The organism is Nonomuraea africana (assembly GCF_014873535.1).
In the GTDB taxonomy this organism is placed as follows: domain Bacteria; phylum Actinomycetota; class Actinomycetes; order Streptosporangiales; family Streptosporangiaceae; genus Nonomuraea; species Nonomuraea africana.
This window is the reverse complement of the sequence record NZ_JADBEF010000001.1, coordinates 841,761-859,564: the sequence shown is the minus strand read 5'-3', so window position 1 is coordinate 859,564 and position 17,804 is coordinate 841,761. Positions and strand designations below refer to the sequence as shown.

Genomic DNA, 17,804 nt, shown 5'->3' with positions numbered 1-17,804 from the left:
AGGCTGCCTGATGTCCGTCCTTCCGCTGACCGGGGCCCAGACGGGCATCTGGCTGGCCCAGCAGTTCGAGCCGGACAGCCCGGCCTACACCATCGGCTGTTACGTCGAACTGTCCGCCGACGCCGCCCCGCTGGCGGCGGCGGTGCGACGGGCCGTCGAGGAGGCCGAGAGCCTGCACGTGGTCGTCGCCGAGCGCGACGGACGCCCCGTCCAGCTGCCCGTGCCGCCGCCCCCCGGCTGGTCGCCGCCCGTGCTCGACCTGACCGAGGCGCAGGCCCGCGCCTGGATGACCGCCGACCTGAACGGCGTCGCCGACCTCGCGGCGGGCCCGCTGTTCGGGCACGCGCTGCTGCGGCTCGGCGACGGCAGGCTGTGGTGGTACCAGCGCTACCACCACCTGGTCACGGACGGCTTCGGCATCCTGAGAATCATCCAGCGCGCCGCCGAGCTGTACGGCGGCGCGGACGAGCCCGGCGGTGACTGGTCGCTGCCGAAGCTCGTCGCGGCGGACGCCGCCTACCGCGCCTCGGCCGAGCACGCGGCCGACCGCGACTTCTGGCACGGCCGGCTCAAGGGCGTGCCGGACGAGCCCGCCAGGCTGGTGGAGTGCCCGCCCGCGCCCGCGCGCGCCATCGTGCGCAGGACCGTCGAGCTGCCTGCCGAGCGCTCCGACCGGTTGCGCGCGGCCGCCGCCGCCATGGGCACCCGTCTGTCCCGCCTGGTCATCGCCGCCGTCGCGGCCTGCCTGCACCGGACGAGCGGCGAGCGCGACGTGGTGCTCGGTCTTCCCGTGACGGCCAGGGCGAGGGGCGAGGACTCCCCCGCGCTGATGTCCAACGTCCTGCCGCTGCGGCTCGCGGTGCGTCCGGCCACCACCGCGGCCGAGCTGGTCGCGGCCGTGGCGGAGGAGGTCGGACGGCTGGCCGCGCACGCCCGTTACCGGGGCGAGGACCTGGCCAGGGAGCTCGGCCGTCCCGAAGGGCTGCGCTCACTCATCGGGCCCACGGTCAACGTCATGCCCTTCCACGAGGGCATCAGGTTCGGCGACCAGCCCGCCGCCATCCACTACCTGTCCCTCGGGCCGGTCTCCGACCTGTCCGTGGCGGTCTACGACCGGCCGGCGGGACACGGGCTGCGCATCGACCTCGACGCCGACGCGGCGGTCTGCGGCGAGGAGGAGCTCGCCGAGCACGAGCGGCGCCTGCTGCTCGTGCTGGAGGCGATGGCGGAGCGGCCCGGCCTGCCGCTGGGCCGCATCGACCTGGCCGCCGCCCCGCCGCCCGCCCCGCTGCCCGACCTGCCCGCGCTCTCGTGGACCGCCGCCTTCGAACGGCAGGCGGCACGGACCCCTGACAAGGTCGCGGTCGTCTGCGAGTCGGAGCGGCTCACCTACGCCGAGCTGAACGGCAGGGCCAACCGGCTCGCACTCGCGTTGCGGGCCCGTGGCGTCGGGGTCGAGGACGTCGTCGCGGTGGCGCTGCCCCGCTCGGCCGACCTGGTCGTGGCGCTGCTCGGGGTCATGAAGGCGGGCGCGGCCTACCTGCCGCTCGACGCCGACCACCCGGCCGACCGGCTGGCCTTCATGGTGGCGGACGCACGGGCGCGCCTGCTCGTCTCCGTCGCGGGCCACGCCGAGGACCTGCCGCTGCCCCGCCTGTCGCTGGACGAGCTCGACGCCGAGCCCGCGTCCGATCTGCCCGACGCCGAGCCCGCGTCCGACCTGCCCGACGCCGAGCCCGCGTCCGACCTGCCCGACGCCGGGCCCGGCCGGGCCGCCTACGTCATCTACACCTCGGGCTCCACCGGCCGGCCCAAGGGCGTGGTGATCACCCACGACGGCGTCGGCGCGCTCATCGCCACCGCCACCGAACGCCTGGGCGTCGACCACACCAGCAGGATCGCGCAGTTCGCCTCGGCGGGCTTCGACGTGGCCGTCTGGGACCTGGTCATGTCGCTGTGCGTGGGCGGCACGCTCATTGTGGTGCCCGCCGAGCGGCGGGTGGCCGGAGTGGAGCTGACCGGCTACCTCGCCGAGCACCGCGCCACCCATATGATCCTGCCGCCCTCGCTGGTGGCCGCGCTGCCCGCCGACTGCGACCTGCCCGAGGGCGCGGTGCTCGTCGTCGGCACCGAGACCGTCCCGTCCGAGCTGGTCGCCCGATGGGCGGAAAAGCTGCGGGTCGTGGTCGCCTACGGGCTGACCGAGGCCACCGTCAACTCCACGCTCTGGCTCGCCGAACGGGACTGGACCGGCCCGGTGCCGATCGGCCTGCCCGACCCCGGCACCCGCTGCCACATCCTCGACTCCGCGCTGCGTCCCGTGGCGCCCGGCGTCACGGGCGAGCTGTACGTGGGCGGGCGCGGGCTGGCCAGGGGCTACCTCGGCAGGCCAGGGCTCACCGCCGAGCGGTTCGTCCCCGACCCCTTCGGGGCGCCCGGCGATCGCATGTACCGCACCGGCGACCGGGCCCGCCTGCGCGCCGACGGGAACATCGACTTCCTCGGCCGCGAGGACGGCCAGCTCAAGATCCGCGGCCACCGGATCGAGCCCGGCGAGGTCGAGAGCGTCCTGATGGCCGATCCCGCCGTCGCCCAGGCGGCCGTCGTCGCCGTGGAGGACCACCGCGGCGCCAAGCGGCTGGTCGGCTACGTGACGGGCGTCGGCGACCTCGACGCGGGACGGCTGCGCGCGCTCGCGGCGGGCGCGCTGCCCGAGCACATGGTGCCGAGCGTGATCGTGGTGATGGACGGCGCGCTGCCGCTGACGCCGAACGGCAAGCTCGACAGGCGCGCGCTGCCCGATCCCTCCTGGACCGCGCCGGCGGGCGGCGCCGCCCCCACCACCACAGCCGAGCGCACGCTCGCCCGCCTGTTCGCCGAGGTGCTCGGACTGGACTCGGTGGGCGTCCACGACAGCTTCTTCGAGCTCGGCGGCGACAGCATCGTCGCCATCCAGCTGGTCAACAGGGCCAGGCGCGAGGGACTGGCCATCACCCCTCGCGAGGTTTTCCTGCACAGGACCGTCGCCGCGCTGGCGCGTGACAGGGCGGAGACGCCCGCCGCGCCCGTCCATGATCCGGGCGTCGGCGTCGCCACGGAGACCCCGATCATCGCCGCGCTCAGGGAACGGGGCGGGCCGATCGACGGCTTCCACCAGTCGGTCGTGGTGCGCCTGCCCGGCGAGCTCGACCCCGAGGTGCTCACCGGGGCGCTGCAGGCCGTCCTCGACCATCACGGGATGCTCCGCGCCAGGCTGCGCCGCGGGGGTGCCGGCTGGGAGCTGGAGGTGCCGCCGCCCGGGGCGGTGCGCGCGGCCGACGTGCTGGTCCGCGCCGGATCGGGCACGATCGCCGAGCATCGCGCGCGGGCGGTCGAGAGGCTGGCCCCCGACGAGGGGGTGATGGTCAGGGCGGTGTGGCTCGAAGCGGGGCGGCGGCTCGTTCTGGCGGTCCACCACCTCGTCGTGGACGGCGTCTCGTGGCGGATCCTGCTGGACGACCTCGCCCAGGCGGCCCGCGCGCTGTCGGACGGCGTCGCCGTCGAACTTCCCCCTGTCCCCACCTCGTTCACCCGCTGGTCCCACCTGCGGCAGGGCGCATCGCCCCTGCCTGAGGCACCTTCGGGACCGCCACCATCCGCCCCCGAACCCTCGGCCTCCCCCACCTCCACCCTCCCTGCCGCCTCCATTTCCGAACCCCCGGCCCACGGAACCGCCGACCACGAAACCTCGGTCTCCGGGGCGCCGGTCACCAGGGGTTCCGGATGGGAGCCGTTCGGGCGGCGGCCATTGGATCCGGCGGTCGACACGGCCGCGAACGAGCGGTCGATCACGGTGACGCTGCCCGTCGCCCACACCGCCCCGCTGCTGACCGACCTGCCCGCCCGCTACCACGGCACCGTCGACGACGTGCTGCTGACCGCGCTCTCCTGCGCCCTCGCGCGCGGACGCGGCTCCGTGCCCGTGGACCTCGAAGGCCACGGACGCGACGGCGACGCCGACCTCACCCGCGCCGTCGGCTGGTTCACCACGATCTCCCCCGTCGTGCTCGACCCCTGCGAGCTGGGCGGTCCCGCGACGGGCCGCGCGATCAAGCAGGTCAAGGAGCGCCTGCGCGCCGCACCCGTCCCCGGCCCGTCCGCCGCCCCGGTCCTCTTCAACTACCTGGGCCGCTTCAGGACCGGCGAGGACGTGGACTGGGCGCCCGCCGACGACGCCGAGCCGCTGACCGCCGGACGGGACCCCGGCATGCCGCTCTCCCACGAGCTGGAGATCAACGCCCTCGTCCGCGACGGCGCCGAAGGGCCCGAGCTGAGCGCGACGTGGTCGTGGCCCGCAGGCGTGCTCGACGAGGCCGAGGTCGCCGAGCTGGCCGCGGCCTGGCTGGAGGCGCTGGGCGCGCTCGCCGATCATGCGGCCGAGCCCGGCGCGGGCGGGCACACGCCGTCCGACTTCCCCATGGTCGCGCTCTCCCAGGAGGAGATCGACGCGCTCGGCCCCGAGCTCGAGGACGTCCTGCCCGTCACACCCCTGCAGCAGGGGTTGTACTTCCACTCGCTGTCCGATCCTGACGTCTACACCGTCCAGCAGATCATCGAGCTGGCGGCGCCCGCCGACGCCGCCGCCCTGCGCGCCGCGCTGGGCCGCCTGGTGGAACGGCACGCCCCGCTGCGCGCCGGGTTCCTGCGGCGCGACGACGGCAGGGTCGCGCAGTTCGTCGCCCGCCGGGCGCCCGTCCCCTGGCGGGAGGTCCACGACGAGGACGTGGCGGCCGTCGCGGCGCAGGAACTGGCCCGCCCCTTCGACCTGGCCGCGCCGCCGCTGGTGCGGGCGGCGTTGGTCGGCGGCACGACGCTCGTCCTCACGCTGCACCACCTGGTCGCCGACGGCTGGTCGGTGCCGATCATGCTGCGCGAGCTGCTGGGCGATCATCGGGCGCGCGTCACGCCGTACCGCGACTACTTCACCTGGCTGCTCGGACGGGACCAGGAGGCGGCGCGCGAGGCGTGGCGGCGGGCGCTGGACGGGCTCGACGAGCCGACGCTGCTCGCCGTGCCCGAGGGTCCTTCGGGGCAGGTGCGCTTCGAGGTCGGCGGCGACCTGGCCGGGTGGGCGCGGGCGCGGGGGCTGACGCTGGGCACGGTGGTGCAGGGTGCGTGGGGGCTGCTGCTGGGCCGCCTCACCGGCAGGTACGACGTCGTCTTCGGCACCACGGTCTCGGGCCGGCAGGCCGAGGTCGAGGGCGTCGAGTCGATGGTCGGCCTGCTGGTCAACACCGTTCCGGTACGGCTGGCGTGGCGTCCCGGCGACCGTCCCGGCGAGCTGCTGGCCAGGCTCCAGGACGCCCAGGCCGAGCTGCTCGACCACCAGCACCTCGGACTGGCCGAGATCCAGCGGCCTACCGGGTTCCCCAGCCTGTTCGACACCCTGGTGGCGGTCGAGAACTATCCGGTCGACGGGAGCGCCGAGGGGATCACCGGCGTCGAGGTGCGCGACGGCTCCCACTACCCGCTGTCGCTCACGGTCGTCCCGGGACAGCGGGTGGAGTTCCGGCTCGACCACGCCATCGGGGACGACGCCGCGCGCAGGGTCGCCGAGGGCCTGCGGCGGCTGTTGGAGGCGATGGTGGCCGACCCGGACGTTCTCGTCGGACGGCTCGACCTCACCGATCCGCAGGACGCGCCGCTCGTGGGGGAGGTACGGGACATTCCCGCGGTGACGCTGGCGACCGCCTTCGCCACCCAGGCCGCCCGCACCCCCGACGCCCCCGCCCTGATCGCCGGTACGACGAGCGCCCACGCCGGGACCTCACCCTCGGAGCCCTCAAGCGCCGGAACCTCACCCGCCGGGGTCTCGTACGTCGAGATCTCGTATGCCGAGCTGGATCGCAGGGCGGCGGATCTCGCCCGGCGGCTGGCCGCTCGCGGTGCGGGTCCCGGCACCTTTGTCGCGGTGGCGCTGCCCCGCACGGCTGAGCTGGTCGTCGCGCTGCTGGGTGTGCTCAAGTCGGGCGCGGCCTATGTCCCGCTCGACATCGACTACCCCGCCGAGCGGCTGGCCTTCATGCTCGCCGACTGCGGCGCCCGCCTGGTCGTCAGCGGCCCGGAGTTCCCCACCCCCGAGGGTGTGGAACGCATCCCCGTCAACGAGCCGGATCCCGCCTTCGCCGAGACACCTCCCGGCGAAGGCGACCCGACGAACCGCGTCCCCGCGAGGGATCTCCCCGACGAGGGCGGCCCCGGGGGCGGTGGGATGCACGGGGTCGATCCGCGTCCCGCGGCTCCGGGGGATCCCGCCTACCTCATCTACACCTCGGGCTCGACCGGCAGGCCCAAGGGCGTGGTCGTCACGCACCGGGCGGTCGTCGGCCACCTGGCATGGGCGCAGGGCCGGTTCGCCATGGACGCCGCCGACCGCATGCTCCAGCAGGCCTCGGCGAGCTTCGACGCCTCGGTCTGGCAGATCTTCTGGCCCCTCTGCTCCGGCGCCGCCGTGGTGCTCGCCGAGCCCGGTGGCCACCTCGACCCCGCCTACCTGGCGACCCTCATGAGGGACCAGCGGGTGAGCGTCCTCGACATCGTCCCCTCGATGGTCAGGGCCTTCCTGGATACCGGCGAGGTCACCGCCGACCCCTCGTGGGCGGCGAGCCTGCGCCGGGTCTTCGGCGGGGCGGAGGCGCTGGACGCCGATCTCGCCCGCCGCTGGAGAGAGCTGACCGGCGTCCCCGTGGACAACTGCTACGGCCCCACCGAGGCGACCGTCCAGGTCACCTGGCAGGACGGCCACACCCAGGCACGCCCTGAGGCCGGGGAAGGTCCGCTTGATGGGGTTGGTCCGATCGGCGATGGAGTTCCGGGTGGGGGCATGGTGCCGATTGGCGGGCCTGTCTGGAACACCAGGTTGCACGTTCTCGACGTCTGCCTGCGCCCCGCGCACGAGGGCGAGCTCTACATCTCCGGAGACCAGCTCGCCCTCGGCTACCACGGACACCCCTCCCTCACCGGCGAGAGGTTCGTCGCCGACCCGTACGGCCCGCCCGGCACGCGCATGTACCGCACCGGCGACCTGGTGCGGCGGCGCGTGGACGGCACGCTCGACTTCGTCGGCAGGTCCGACCACCAGGTGAAGATCCACGGCAACCGCGTCGAGCTCGGCGAGGTCGAGGCGAGGCTGGCAGGACTCAGCGGCGTCGCCCAGGCCGTGGTGGTCGCCCGCGAGCACGGCGGCGCCACCAGACTGGTGGGCTACGCGGTGCCCGGGAGGGGCACGCCGCTCGACGGCGGCGAGCTGCGCGCCCGGCTGGCCGCCGCGCTGCCCGCGCCGATGGTCCCGAGCGCGGTCGTCGTGCTGGACGAGCTCCCGCTGACGCCCAACCGCAAGATCGACCGGGCGGCGCTGCCGGTGCCCGACGCGCTCCCGAGGCAGGTGCGCCCGCCGGGTACCGCGCGCGAGGGGCTGTTCTGCGAGATCTTCACCGAGGTGCTGGGCACCGCGGCCGGGGTGGACGACGACTTCTTCGCCCTCGGCGGCGACAGCATCGCCGCGATCGCCGTCTCGGGCCGCGCCCGCGCGGCGGGTCTCGCCCTCAGCCCGCGCGACGTCTTCGCCCGCCGTACGCCCGCCGCGCTGGCCGCGGAGGCGGACGAGGCACGGGAGGAGGCAGCGCAGGGTGACCTGCTGGAGCTCGGAGAGGAGGAGATGGCGCGGATCCGGGCGGCCGGCCCGGTCCCCGTCGAGGACGTGTGGCCGCTCTCGCCGCTCCAGGAGGGGATCTTCTTCCACTCCAGCTACGACTCGGGCGCGGTCGACGTCTACACCTCGCAGGACGTCTTCGACTTCGACCGGCCGCTCGACGCGGACCGGCTGCGCGCGTCGTGCGCGGCACTGCTGGCCCGGCATCCGAGCCTGCGCGCCGCCTTCACCTCCGAGGGGCTGTCGCGTCCCGTGCAGGTCATCGGCGCTGAGGTGGAGCCGCCGCTGCGCGAGGTCGACCTGTCGGGGCTGCCGCCCGCCGAGCAGGAGGAGGCGGTGTCCAGGCTGCTGGCCGAGGACCGGACGCGCCGCTTCGACCTGGCGCGGGCACCGCTGATGCGGCTGCTGCTGATCCGCCTGGGCGGCCGCGACAAGGTGGTGCTCAGCCACCACCTGATCCTCTGGGACGGCTGGTCGGCATGGCTGGTCCTGGAACAGCTGTTCGGCGACACCACGAGTCCGGAAAACCCAGGCGACCTCGAAGCAATCGCGGCCCCGGAAAACGCAGGCGACCGCGAAGAAGCCACGGGCGCGGAGGAGCCGGGCGGCCGCCTCACGGGTGTCAGCCGTCCCGCTGCCGGTTCCTACCGCGACTACCTCGCCTGGCTCGCCGGGCAGGCGCCCGAGGCGGCGCTCGACGCGTGGGGCGAGGCGTTGTCGGGGCTGGCCGAGCCCACCCTGGTACGGCCCGCCGACGACGGCCTGAACCCGGCGATCGCGGTGAACCTCGACGTCGTGCTGCCCGCCGAACTCGGCGACCGCCTGCGCGCCACGGCACGAGAGCGGGGACTGACGCTCAACACGCTGCTCAACACCGCATGGGGGCTCGTGCTCGCCGCCACCGTGGGCCGCGACGACGTCGTCTTCGGCGCGGCCGTCGCGGGCCGGCCGGCCGAGGTGCCCGGTGTGGAGGGCATCATCGGGATGTTCCTCAACACCGTCCCCGTGCGGATCGCCTTCGACCCCCGCGAGTCCGTGCTCGGCCTGCTGCGGCGGGTGCAGGACGAGCGGGTGGCGCTCATGCCGTACGAGCATCTGGGTCTGGGCGAGCTGCAGCGGCGCAGCGGGCACCGCAGGCTCTTCGACACCCTCTTCGTCCTGCGTGACGCGGGCGGTGAGGAGCGGATGGCGGAGTTCACCCGGCGCAACGGCATCGTGGGTGTGTCGGGGGTGGACGCGACCCACTACCCGCTCACCCTCGTGGTGACCCAGGGCGCCAGGCTGCGGGTGACCCTGTCGTACCGGCCCGACGTGATCGGGACGGCGGAGGCGGACAGGACGCTCGAGCGGTTCACGGCCGTGCTGGACCGCCTGGTCGCGGCTCCTGACGACCGGGTCGGCGCGCTCGACCTGCTGCTGGACGACGAGCGGGCGCCGGTGGAGCCGTCCCGGCCGCTGCCAGGGGCGACCGTGGCCGAGCTGCTCGCCGAGCAGGCGGCGCGTACGCCGCACGAGGTGGCGCTGGTCTCCAGGGAGGGCCGGCTGACCTACGCCGAGCTGGACGCCAGGATCAACCGCCTGGCCAGGCTGCTGCTGGAACGCGGCGCCGCGCCGGAGAAGGTGGTCGCGCTGGCGCTGCCGCGCTCGGCCGACATGGTCGTGGCGCTGTTCGCGGTGCTCCAGACCGGTGCCGCGTATCTGCCGCTGGACCTGGAGTACCCGGCCGAGCGGCTGGAGTTCATGCTCGGCGACACCGCGCCCGTGTGCGTGGCGACGACGAGCGCCGTCGCGCTGCCCGAGACGGGGGTGCCTCGGGTCGTGCTCGACGACCAGGCGATCGCGGGCAGGCTCGCGGCGCTGCCGCCGGACGAGCCGGCCGACGCCGAGCGGCCCCGCTTCGCGCGCGGCCTGCCGTACCGGCTCGAGCACCCGGCGTACGTGATCTACACCTCCGGCTCCACCGGACGCCCCAAGGGCGTCGTCACGCCGTACCGCGGGCTGACGAACATGCAGTTCAACCACCGGGAGGCCATCTTCGAGCCGGCGATCGCGGCCGCCGGCGGCAGGCGGCTGCGCATCGCGCACACGGTCTCCTTCGCCTTCGACATGTCGTGGGAGGAGCTGCTGTGGCTGGTCGAGGGACACGAGGTGCACGTCTGTGACGAGAACCTGCGGCGCGACGCCGAGGCGCTGGTCGCCTACTGCGACAGGGAGCGCGTCGACGTCGTCAACGTGACGCCCACCTACGCCCACCACCTCATCGAGGAGGGCCTGCTCGACGGGCACCGTCCCTCGCTGGTGCTGCTCGGCGGCGAGGCGGTCGCCGAGACCGTCTGGACGGCGCTGCGCGACACACCCGGCACCTTCGGCTACAACCTCTACGGGCCGACCGAGTACACGATCAACACGCTGGGCGCCTCCACGCGCGACAGCGCGACGTCCACGGTCGGGCGGCCGATCTGGAACACCCGCGTGTACGTGCTGGACCGCGCGCTGCGGCCGGTGCCGCCAGGCACCCCCGGCGAGCTGTACATCAGCGGGGCGGGCCTGGCGCGCGGCTACCACCGCCGCCCCGGCCTGACGGCCGCGAGCTTCGTCGCCGACCCGTACGGCGCGCGCCCTGGCGCGCTGATGTACCGCACCGGCGATCTCGTACGGCAGCGCCCCGACGGCAACCTCGACTTCCTCGGCCGCACCGACGACCAGGTGAAGATCCGCGGCCATCGGGTCGAGCCCGGCGAGGTCGCAGCGGCGCTGGAGGAACACCCGCAGGTCTCCCACGCGGCGGTCGTCGCCGACGGCGACCACCGGCTCCTCGGCTACGTCGTGCTCCACGACCGGACGGCCGACCTCACCGCGCTGCGGCTCTCGCTCAAGGCCAGGCTGCCCGGCTACATGGTGCCCGCTGCGCTCGTGGCGGTCGACAGGCTCCCGCTCACCGTCAACGGCAAGCTGGACGTGCGGGCGCTTCCCAGACCGGCCGTCAGCGGCGGCGGCGCGGCCCGCCCGCCCGGCTCGGCGCGGGAGCGGGTCCTGTGCGAGCTGTTCGCCGACCTGCTCGGCGTGGAGCAGGTCGGCGTCGACGACGACTTCTTCGACCTGGGCGGCCACTCCCTGCTGGCCACCCGCCTGGTCAGCAGGGCGCGCGCCGCGCTCGGCGCCGAACTGGCGATCCGCGACCTGTTCGAGGCGCCGACCGTCGCCGAGCTGGCGGCGCGGCTCACGGTCGAGGAACGGCGGCCCGCGCTGACTCCCGCCGCCGTGCGCCCCGCCGAGCCGCCGCTGTCGTTCGCCCAGCAACGGCTCTGGCTGATCGAGCAGCTGGAGGGGCCCTCGGCGCTCTACAACTTCCCGCTGGTGATGCGGCTGAGCGGCGAGCTCGACCTGGAAGCGCTCGAAGCGGCGCTGGGCGACCTGGCCGTGCGACACGAGGCGCTGCGCACGCTCGTCGTCGAGCGAGAGGGCCGTCCCTTCCAGCACGTCCTGCCCGCCGAACGGGCGCGCCCCGCGCTGGAGCCGGTCGACGGCCCGCTCGAGGCCTTCCTCGGCCGCCCCTTCGACCTGGCCACCGAGCCGCCGCTGCGCGCGGGGGTCGTCAGGCTCGGCCCGCGCGAGCACGTGGTGGCGCTGCTGCTGCACCACATCACCACCGACGAGTGGTCGGACGGCCCGTTCCTCCGCGACCTGTCGGCCGCCTACGCCGCCCGTCGTGCGGGAAGGGCGCCGGCGTGGGAGCCGCTGCCCGTGCAGTACGTCGACTACACGCTCTGGCAGCGGAGCCTGCTCGGCGACAGGTGCGACCCGGGCAGCCTGGCCGCGCGCCAGCTCGCCTACTGGGCGGAGGCGCTGCGCGGCGCGCCCGAACAGCTCGACCTGCCCGTCGACCGTCCCCACCAGGCCCGGCCGAGCGCGGCAGGCGCGCAGCTGGCGGTTGAGCTCGACCCCGAGGCCTGCGAGCGGCTGAGGGGGCTGGCCCAGCGGGCGGGGGCGAGCATGTTCATGGTGTGCCACGCGGCCGTCGCGGCGCTGCTGCACCGCATGGGCGCGGGCGACGACCTCCCGCTCGGCGCGCCGATTTCGGGCCGGACCGACGAGGCCGTGGACGATCTGGTGGGCTTCTTCGTCAACACGCTGGTGCTGCGCGCCGACCTGTCGGGCGAGCCGAGCTTCGCCGAGCTCCTCGACCGGGTCAGGGAGCGCGACCTGGCCGCCTTCTCCCACCAGGACGTGCCGTTCGAGGCGGTCGTCGAGGAGCTCAACCCGGTACGGTCCCCCGACCGCAACCCGCTGTTCCAGGTCATGGTCGGCTACCGCAACCGGACGGGCGACGACTTCACGCTCGCCGGACTGGAAGTGCTCCCATACCCCTTCGAGGTGACCACCGCCAAGTTCGACCTGGTGTTCACCTTCGTCGAGGGTGAGGAGGGCATCGCCTGCGTGATCGAGTACCGCACCGAGCTGTTCGACGGGTCCACGATCGCCGCGCTGGGCGAACGGCTGTCCGGGCTGGTCGCGGCGGTCGCCGCCGACCCCTCGCGGCCGGTGGGCTCGATCGAGGTGCTCGTCGAGGGCGAGCGCGAGCGGGTCCTCACCGGGTTCAACGCGACCGACCGCCCGGTGACCGAGGAGAGCCTGCCCGCCATGTTCGGCCGGATGGTCGCCGAGCGCCCCGACGCGATCGCCGTCGTCGACCCCTCCCGGCCGGTCACCCGGAGCGGCCCGTCGTCGACCCACGGCGCTCGGTCGGTCACTCACGACGAAGCGGCGGCGCACGAAGGCGAGCAGGCGGTCCCCCACGGCGACGCGGCAGCCGACAGCACGGGAGCGGCCCCCTGCGGCGGCGTGGCTGCGGCCGACGGCGCGCGGTCGCTCACCTACGCGGAGCTGGATGCCCTGTCGGATCGGGTGGCCGGGCTGCTGGCCGGGCAGGGTGTGCGGGCCGAGAGCGTGGTGGGGGTGGCGCTGCCGCGCTCGGTGGAGAGCGTCGCGACGATGATCGCCGCCGCCAAGCTGGGCGCCGCCTTCCTCCCGCTCGACCTGGCCCACCCCGCCGACCGGCTGGCCTACATGGTCGCCGACTCGGGTGCGAAAGTGGTGGTCGCCGCCGCGCCGATCGACGGGCTCGACGTGCTGCTGCTCGACCTCGATCGCCTTCCCGAGGAGCCCGCCCCGGTCCGTCCGGTCGTGGGGCGGGACCAGGCCGCGTACGTCATCTACACCTCCGGCTCGACCGGGCGGCCCAAGGGGGTGGTCGTCCCCCACCAGGGGCTGGCCAGCCTGGTCGCCACCGCCGTGGACCGGATGGGGCTCACCCCTGACAGCAGGGTGCTGCACTTCGCCTCGATCGGGTTCGACGTGACCGTCTTCGAGCTGTGCATGGCGCTGTGCCACGGCGGCACGCTGGTGATCGTCCCCGACGAGGCCAGGGTGCCCGGCAGGGAGCTGACCGACTTCATGACCGCGCAGCGGATCACCCACGCCATCCTGCCGCCCTCCCTGGTCGCCGCGCTGCCCGACGGCTGCGCGCCGCCCGAGGGCTGCACCGTGCTGGTCGGCACCGAGACCGTCCCGCCCGGCGTGATCGAGCGGTGGGCCGGACGGCTCCGCCTCATGGCGGCCTACGGCCTGACCGAGGCGACGGTGAACTCGACGCTCTGGGCGGCCAGGCCGGACTGGAAGGGCGCGGTCCCCATCGGCGTCCCCGATCCCAACACCCGCGCGTACGTGCTCGACGCGCACCTGCGGCCGGTGCCGCCCGGCGTGCAGGGCGAGCTGTACATCGCCGGACACGGCCTCGCGCGCGGTTATCTCGGACGCGAGGCGCTGACCGCCGAGCGCTTCGTGGCCTGCCCCTTCGGCCCTACCGGAAGCAGGATGTACCGCACGGGCGACAGGGCGCGGTGGCGGGCCGACGGCTCGCTCGACTTCCTCGGCAGGGCCGACGACCAGGTGAAGATCCGCGGCTTCAGGATCGAGCCCGGTGAGGTGGTGGCGGCCATGACCAGGCACCCGGCGGTCGCCCATGCGGCGGTCGTCGTCGACACGACCGGTCCCGAGCCCCGCCTCGTGGGCTACGCCGTCCCCGCAAACCCCCCACCCGCCACCCCCGAGCCCCGACCTACCGCAGTGCCGGGCTCCGTCGAGACACGAGCTTCCACGGCCGGGAGCTCCGCCGAGATGCGGGGTGCCACGGCGCCAGACTCCGCCGACGCGCGAGGGACTGCGGCGCGAGACGTCACACAGGCGCGAGGTTCCACAGCACCGGACTTCGCTGGCGTGCGAGGGGGCGCGGGGGTGCCTGATCCCGCGCAGGTACGCGCCCATGTGGCGGCGCTGCTGCCACCCGCCATGGTCCCGGCCGTCGTGGTGGTGCTCGACGGGCCGCTGCCGCTCACACCGAACGGCAAGCTGGACCGTGCGGCACTGCCCTCCCCCGACTGGTCGGCGCTCACCGGGACCTCCCGTCCCCGCACCGGCAGGCAGCGGATGCTGGCGGAGCTGTTCGCCGAGGTCCTCGGCTTGCCCGAGGTGGGCGTCCACGACAACTTCTTCGAGCTCGGCGGCCACTCCATGTCCGCGATGCGGTTGATCGGCAGGATCCGCACCCTGCTGGGCATCCCTCTCACGCTCAGAGCTGTCTTCGACGCCACGACCGTCGCCGCACTGTCCGACAAACTCAGCGAAAACACGAGCGCGGGCCCAGCCGAAGAAGCGGGTGAAGGCGCGAGCAACAACCTGAGCGAAGGAGCCGGTGACGGCAGCGGCAGAAATCTGAGTGGCGACCTGCGCGAAAGCAAGGGTGGTGGCCTCAGTGCAGGCTGGGGCGACAGCGCGGGTGCGGGCGGGAGACGCACCGGGTTGCGGCGGCGGGTGTTGCCTGCCGCGCCCGTCCAGGAGTGGCAGTGGCTCAGGTATGGCCATGGCCGCCCCTACGACATGGCCTTCGTCCTCCGCTCCCCCGTGGCCGGCGCCGCCGCGACCGCGCTGGCCGACCTCGCCGCCCGCCACGAGCCTCTTCGTACGGCTCTCGCGACCAGAAATGGACGGCTCGTCCAGGAGCCCGCGGCCCAGTGGCTGGAGTTCGTCGAAGTGGGCGATCTCGACGAGGCGCTCAGCACACTGGCGACCGAACCCGCCGACCTGGACGGCCGTCCGCCGCTGCGGGCCAGGCTGCTCACCGATACGTCGGGCGGCAGCGCGCTGCTGCTGACCATGCACTACCTCGGCGTGGACGAGTGGTCCGTGGTGCCGCTCCTGCGCGACTTCGGCACCGCCTACCAGGCCAGGCTGGAGGGAGTGGCCCCGGCATGGGACCCACTGCCGGTCACCTACGCCGAATACACGCGATGGGCGCACGAGTCCGCCGCTGACGACGAGCTGGCCTACTGGCGGCAAACCCTGAGCGGCGTACCGCGCGAGCTGGCGCTGCCGTACGACGCAGCAGGCGGGCACGGTCAGGGGCGGCGGGGTGACTTTGTTCCGGTTGCCTTTGACGCGGGTCTGCAGGCCGGCGTCGACCGGTTGGCCGCCGGGAATGGGTGCAGCCGGTTCATGGTGCTGCACGCCGCGTTCGCGACGCTGCTCACAAAGCGAGGTGCGGGCACCGACCTGCCGATCGCCTCGCTGGTGGCCGGCCGTCCCGAGGAAGAACTCGCCGATCTGGTGGGCTGCTTCTTCAACACCGTCATCCTGCGCACCGACACCTCGGGCGCGCCGAGCTTCCGGGGACTGCTGTCCAGAGTGCGGGAGACGAACCTGAGCGCGCTCGACCGGCAGGACGTCCCCTACGCCAGGGTGGCGCGGGCGCTCGGCCTGGGCGCTCCTCAGGTGATGCTGGTCCACCACGAGCAGGCCGACCTCGGCGAACTCGTCTTCGAGCAGCTGCCGACGGGGTCACTCAACGCCGACCTGACGCTCAGCTACTTCGAGCCGAGTGGGGACGCGCCCGTGGTGTGCCTGCTGGAGTACGCGACCGACCTGTTCGACAGATCCACGATCCAGTCCCTCGCGGACGACCTGATCCGCATCCTGACGACCGAGACCTCCTGACACCCAAGACCATCCTGACGATCCAGACCCACTGGCACCGAGATCACTCTGACGACCGAGACGACCCTGACGCCCATGACAAGGAGCGACACATGAGCACCAACCCGTTCGAGGACCCTGAGGGCCGCTTTCTGGTGCTGGTCAACGACGAGGGCCAGCACTCGCTCTGGCCGTCCTTCGCCGAGGTGCCCGCCGGATGGGAGGTGGTGTTCGGGGAGGACGCCCGCGATGCCTGCCTCGAGTACGTCGAGCGGAACTGGACCGACCTGCGGCCCCGCAGCCTCGTCGAGGCCATGGGAACCGACTGACTCCTACGGCGTGCGGTGGCCCGACCAGGCCGCCCACAGTGCCGCGTAGCGCCCGCCGGCACGTACGAGCTCGTCGTGCGTGCCGGTCTCGGCGACCCGTCCCTCGTCGAGCAGCACGACGCGGTCGGCCGAGGCCGCTTGGGTGAGGCGGTGTGCGACGACGAGCGCGGTCCTGCCCTCGATCGCGGCGGCCGCCGACGCCTCCAGCGCCCTCGCCCCCGCGCTGCCCGCCTCAGCCGTGGCCTCGTCCAGGACGACCACGGGCGGATCTGCCAGCACCAGCCGGGCCAGGGCCAGCTGCTGGGCCTGCGCGGCGGTGAGCCGGTGCCCGCTCTCGCCGACGACGGTGTCGAGCCCGTCGGGCAGCGCCCGCGCCCAGGCCAGCGCCCCCACCAGCTCGAGGGCCTCGGCCAGCTCGTCGTCGCTCGCGCCGGGCCTGGCCAGTCTGAGGTCGTCGGCGAGCGGGCCGGCGAACACGTGCACCTCCTGCGTGACCAGGGCGACCGAGCGGCCGGGGCCGTCCACGGTGATCGAGCCGCTGCTCGGCCGGTGGATGCCCGCGATGAGCTTGGCCAGCGTGGTCTTGCCCGCGCCGCTGGCGCCGACCAGGGCGACCGTCTCCTTCGCCGCGAGGTCGAGGTCCACCTCGCGCAGCACGGGATGGCCGCTCCGGTAGGAGTAGCCGACACCACGGACGCCGACCTCGGCGGCCGCCCCCGAGGCGAGCGCGGGAGCGGGCTCGGCCGCGGCGCCGACCACCCCGACCAGCCTCGCCAGGCCCGCGCCCGCCGCCTGGGCGTCGTCGGCCAGCCCGAGAGCGACGTTGATCGGGGTGAACAGGCTGTGGAAGTAGAGGGCGGCGGCGCCTGCCGTGCCGATGCTCACCCAGCCGCCGCGCACCAGCAGGAAACCCGTCACCAGCACCGCGGACAGCCCGACGAACTCGGCGAGGTTGAGCCGGGCGTAGAACCTGGTCACCAGCCTGGCGCCGCGCAGCACGAGGTCCACCGCCGCCGAGGACCTGGTCGCGACCAGCTCCACGTGCCGGTCGGCGAGCCCGAACGCCCGCACGGTGGACGCGCCGCCGACCGTGCCGAGCAGTTGCTGCTGCTGGGCGCCGACGGCGACGCGCTGCGCGGCGTACAGCGGGACGGCGCGGCCCGCGTACCAGCGCAGCGTGTGGATCTGGATCGGCGCGGCCAGCAGCGCGACCAGCAGGAACCTCCAGTCGAGGACGGCCAGGCCGACCAGCGTGAGCCCGATCGTCAGCACCGAGCGGGCCAGCGCGGGGAGCGCGTCGCGGACCGCGTTGGTGATCACCGAGACGTCGCCGGTGACGCGGGAGGTCAGGTCGCCGGAGCCGGCGCGCTCCAGCTGGTCGAGGGGCAGCCGCAGGGCGGTGTCCACGAAGCGTTCACGCAGCGTGGCCAGCATGCCCTCGCCGAGCCTGGCGATCAGGGAGACGCCGATCGCGGTCGCCACGCCGTGCCCGACCGCGATCGCCGCGAGCCAGACGACCGGGGTGGTGATCGCGGAGGCCGGACGTCCCTGGCTGACCAGGTCGATGATGTGGCCCAGCACGGGGGCGGTCAGCAGGCCGACCGCCGTCGCCGCGACCAGCACGGCGAAGCCGCCGAGGGCCGTCAGCCGGTGGGGGCGGGCCAGCTCGCGCACCGCCGCCCAGGTCTGGGCCCCGGTCGCGGTGGGCAGCAGCTCGCGGTCCTCGGTCGTCGCCATCGGCGCTCTCCTCGTGGCAC

The 17,804-nt window shown here is 74.2% G+C and carries 3 protein-coding genes; 2 read left to right on the top strand and 1 reads right to left on the bottom strand.

From position 1 onward, the window contains the following. Nucleotides 1-10: 10 nt before the first annotated feature. A complete protein-coding gene (locus H4W81_RS03885; protein WP_192773508.1) occupies nt 11-15,739 on the top strand; it encodes a non-ribosomal peptide synthetase in 15,729 nt (5,242 codons plus the stop codon). A 92-nt stretch (nt 15,740-15,831) separates the two neighbouring features. After that, complete coding sequence (locus H4W81_RS03880; RefSeq protein WP_192773507.1) at nt 15,832-16,047, top strand: MbtH family protein; 216 nt, start codon at nt 15,832-15,834, stop codon at nt 16,045-16,047. Between the two features lie 3 nt (nt 16,048-16,050). Here H4W81_RS03880 and H4W81_RS03875 read toward each other — a convergent pair whose 3' ends face one another. Next, nucleotides 16,051-17,784 (bottom strand): ABC transporter ATP-binding protein, encoded by a 1,734-nt coding sequence (locus H4W81_RS03875; RefSeq protein ID WP_192773506.1) that lies wholly within the window; start codon nt 17,782-17,784, stop codon nt 16,051-16,053. Nucleotides 17,785-17,804 lie beyond the last annotated feature (20 nt).

What these genes read in the sequence shown, in the direction of transcription:
- H4W81_RS03885 (WP_192773508.1), top strand. Translation starts at nt 11, where the DNA reads ATGTCCGTCCTTCCGCTGACCGGGGCCCAGACGGGCATCTGGCTGGCC.
- H4W81_RS03880 (WP_192773507.1), top strand. Translation starts at nt 15,832, where the DNA reads ATGAGCACCAACCCGTTCGAGGACCCTGAGGGCCGCTTTCTGGTGCTG.
- H4W81_RS03875 (WP_192773506.1), bottom strand. Translation starts at nt 17,784, where the DNA reads ATGGCGACGACCGAGGACCGCGAGCTGCTGCCCACCGCGACCGGGGCC.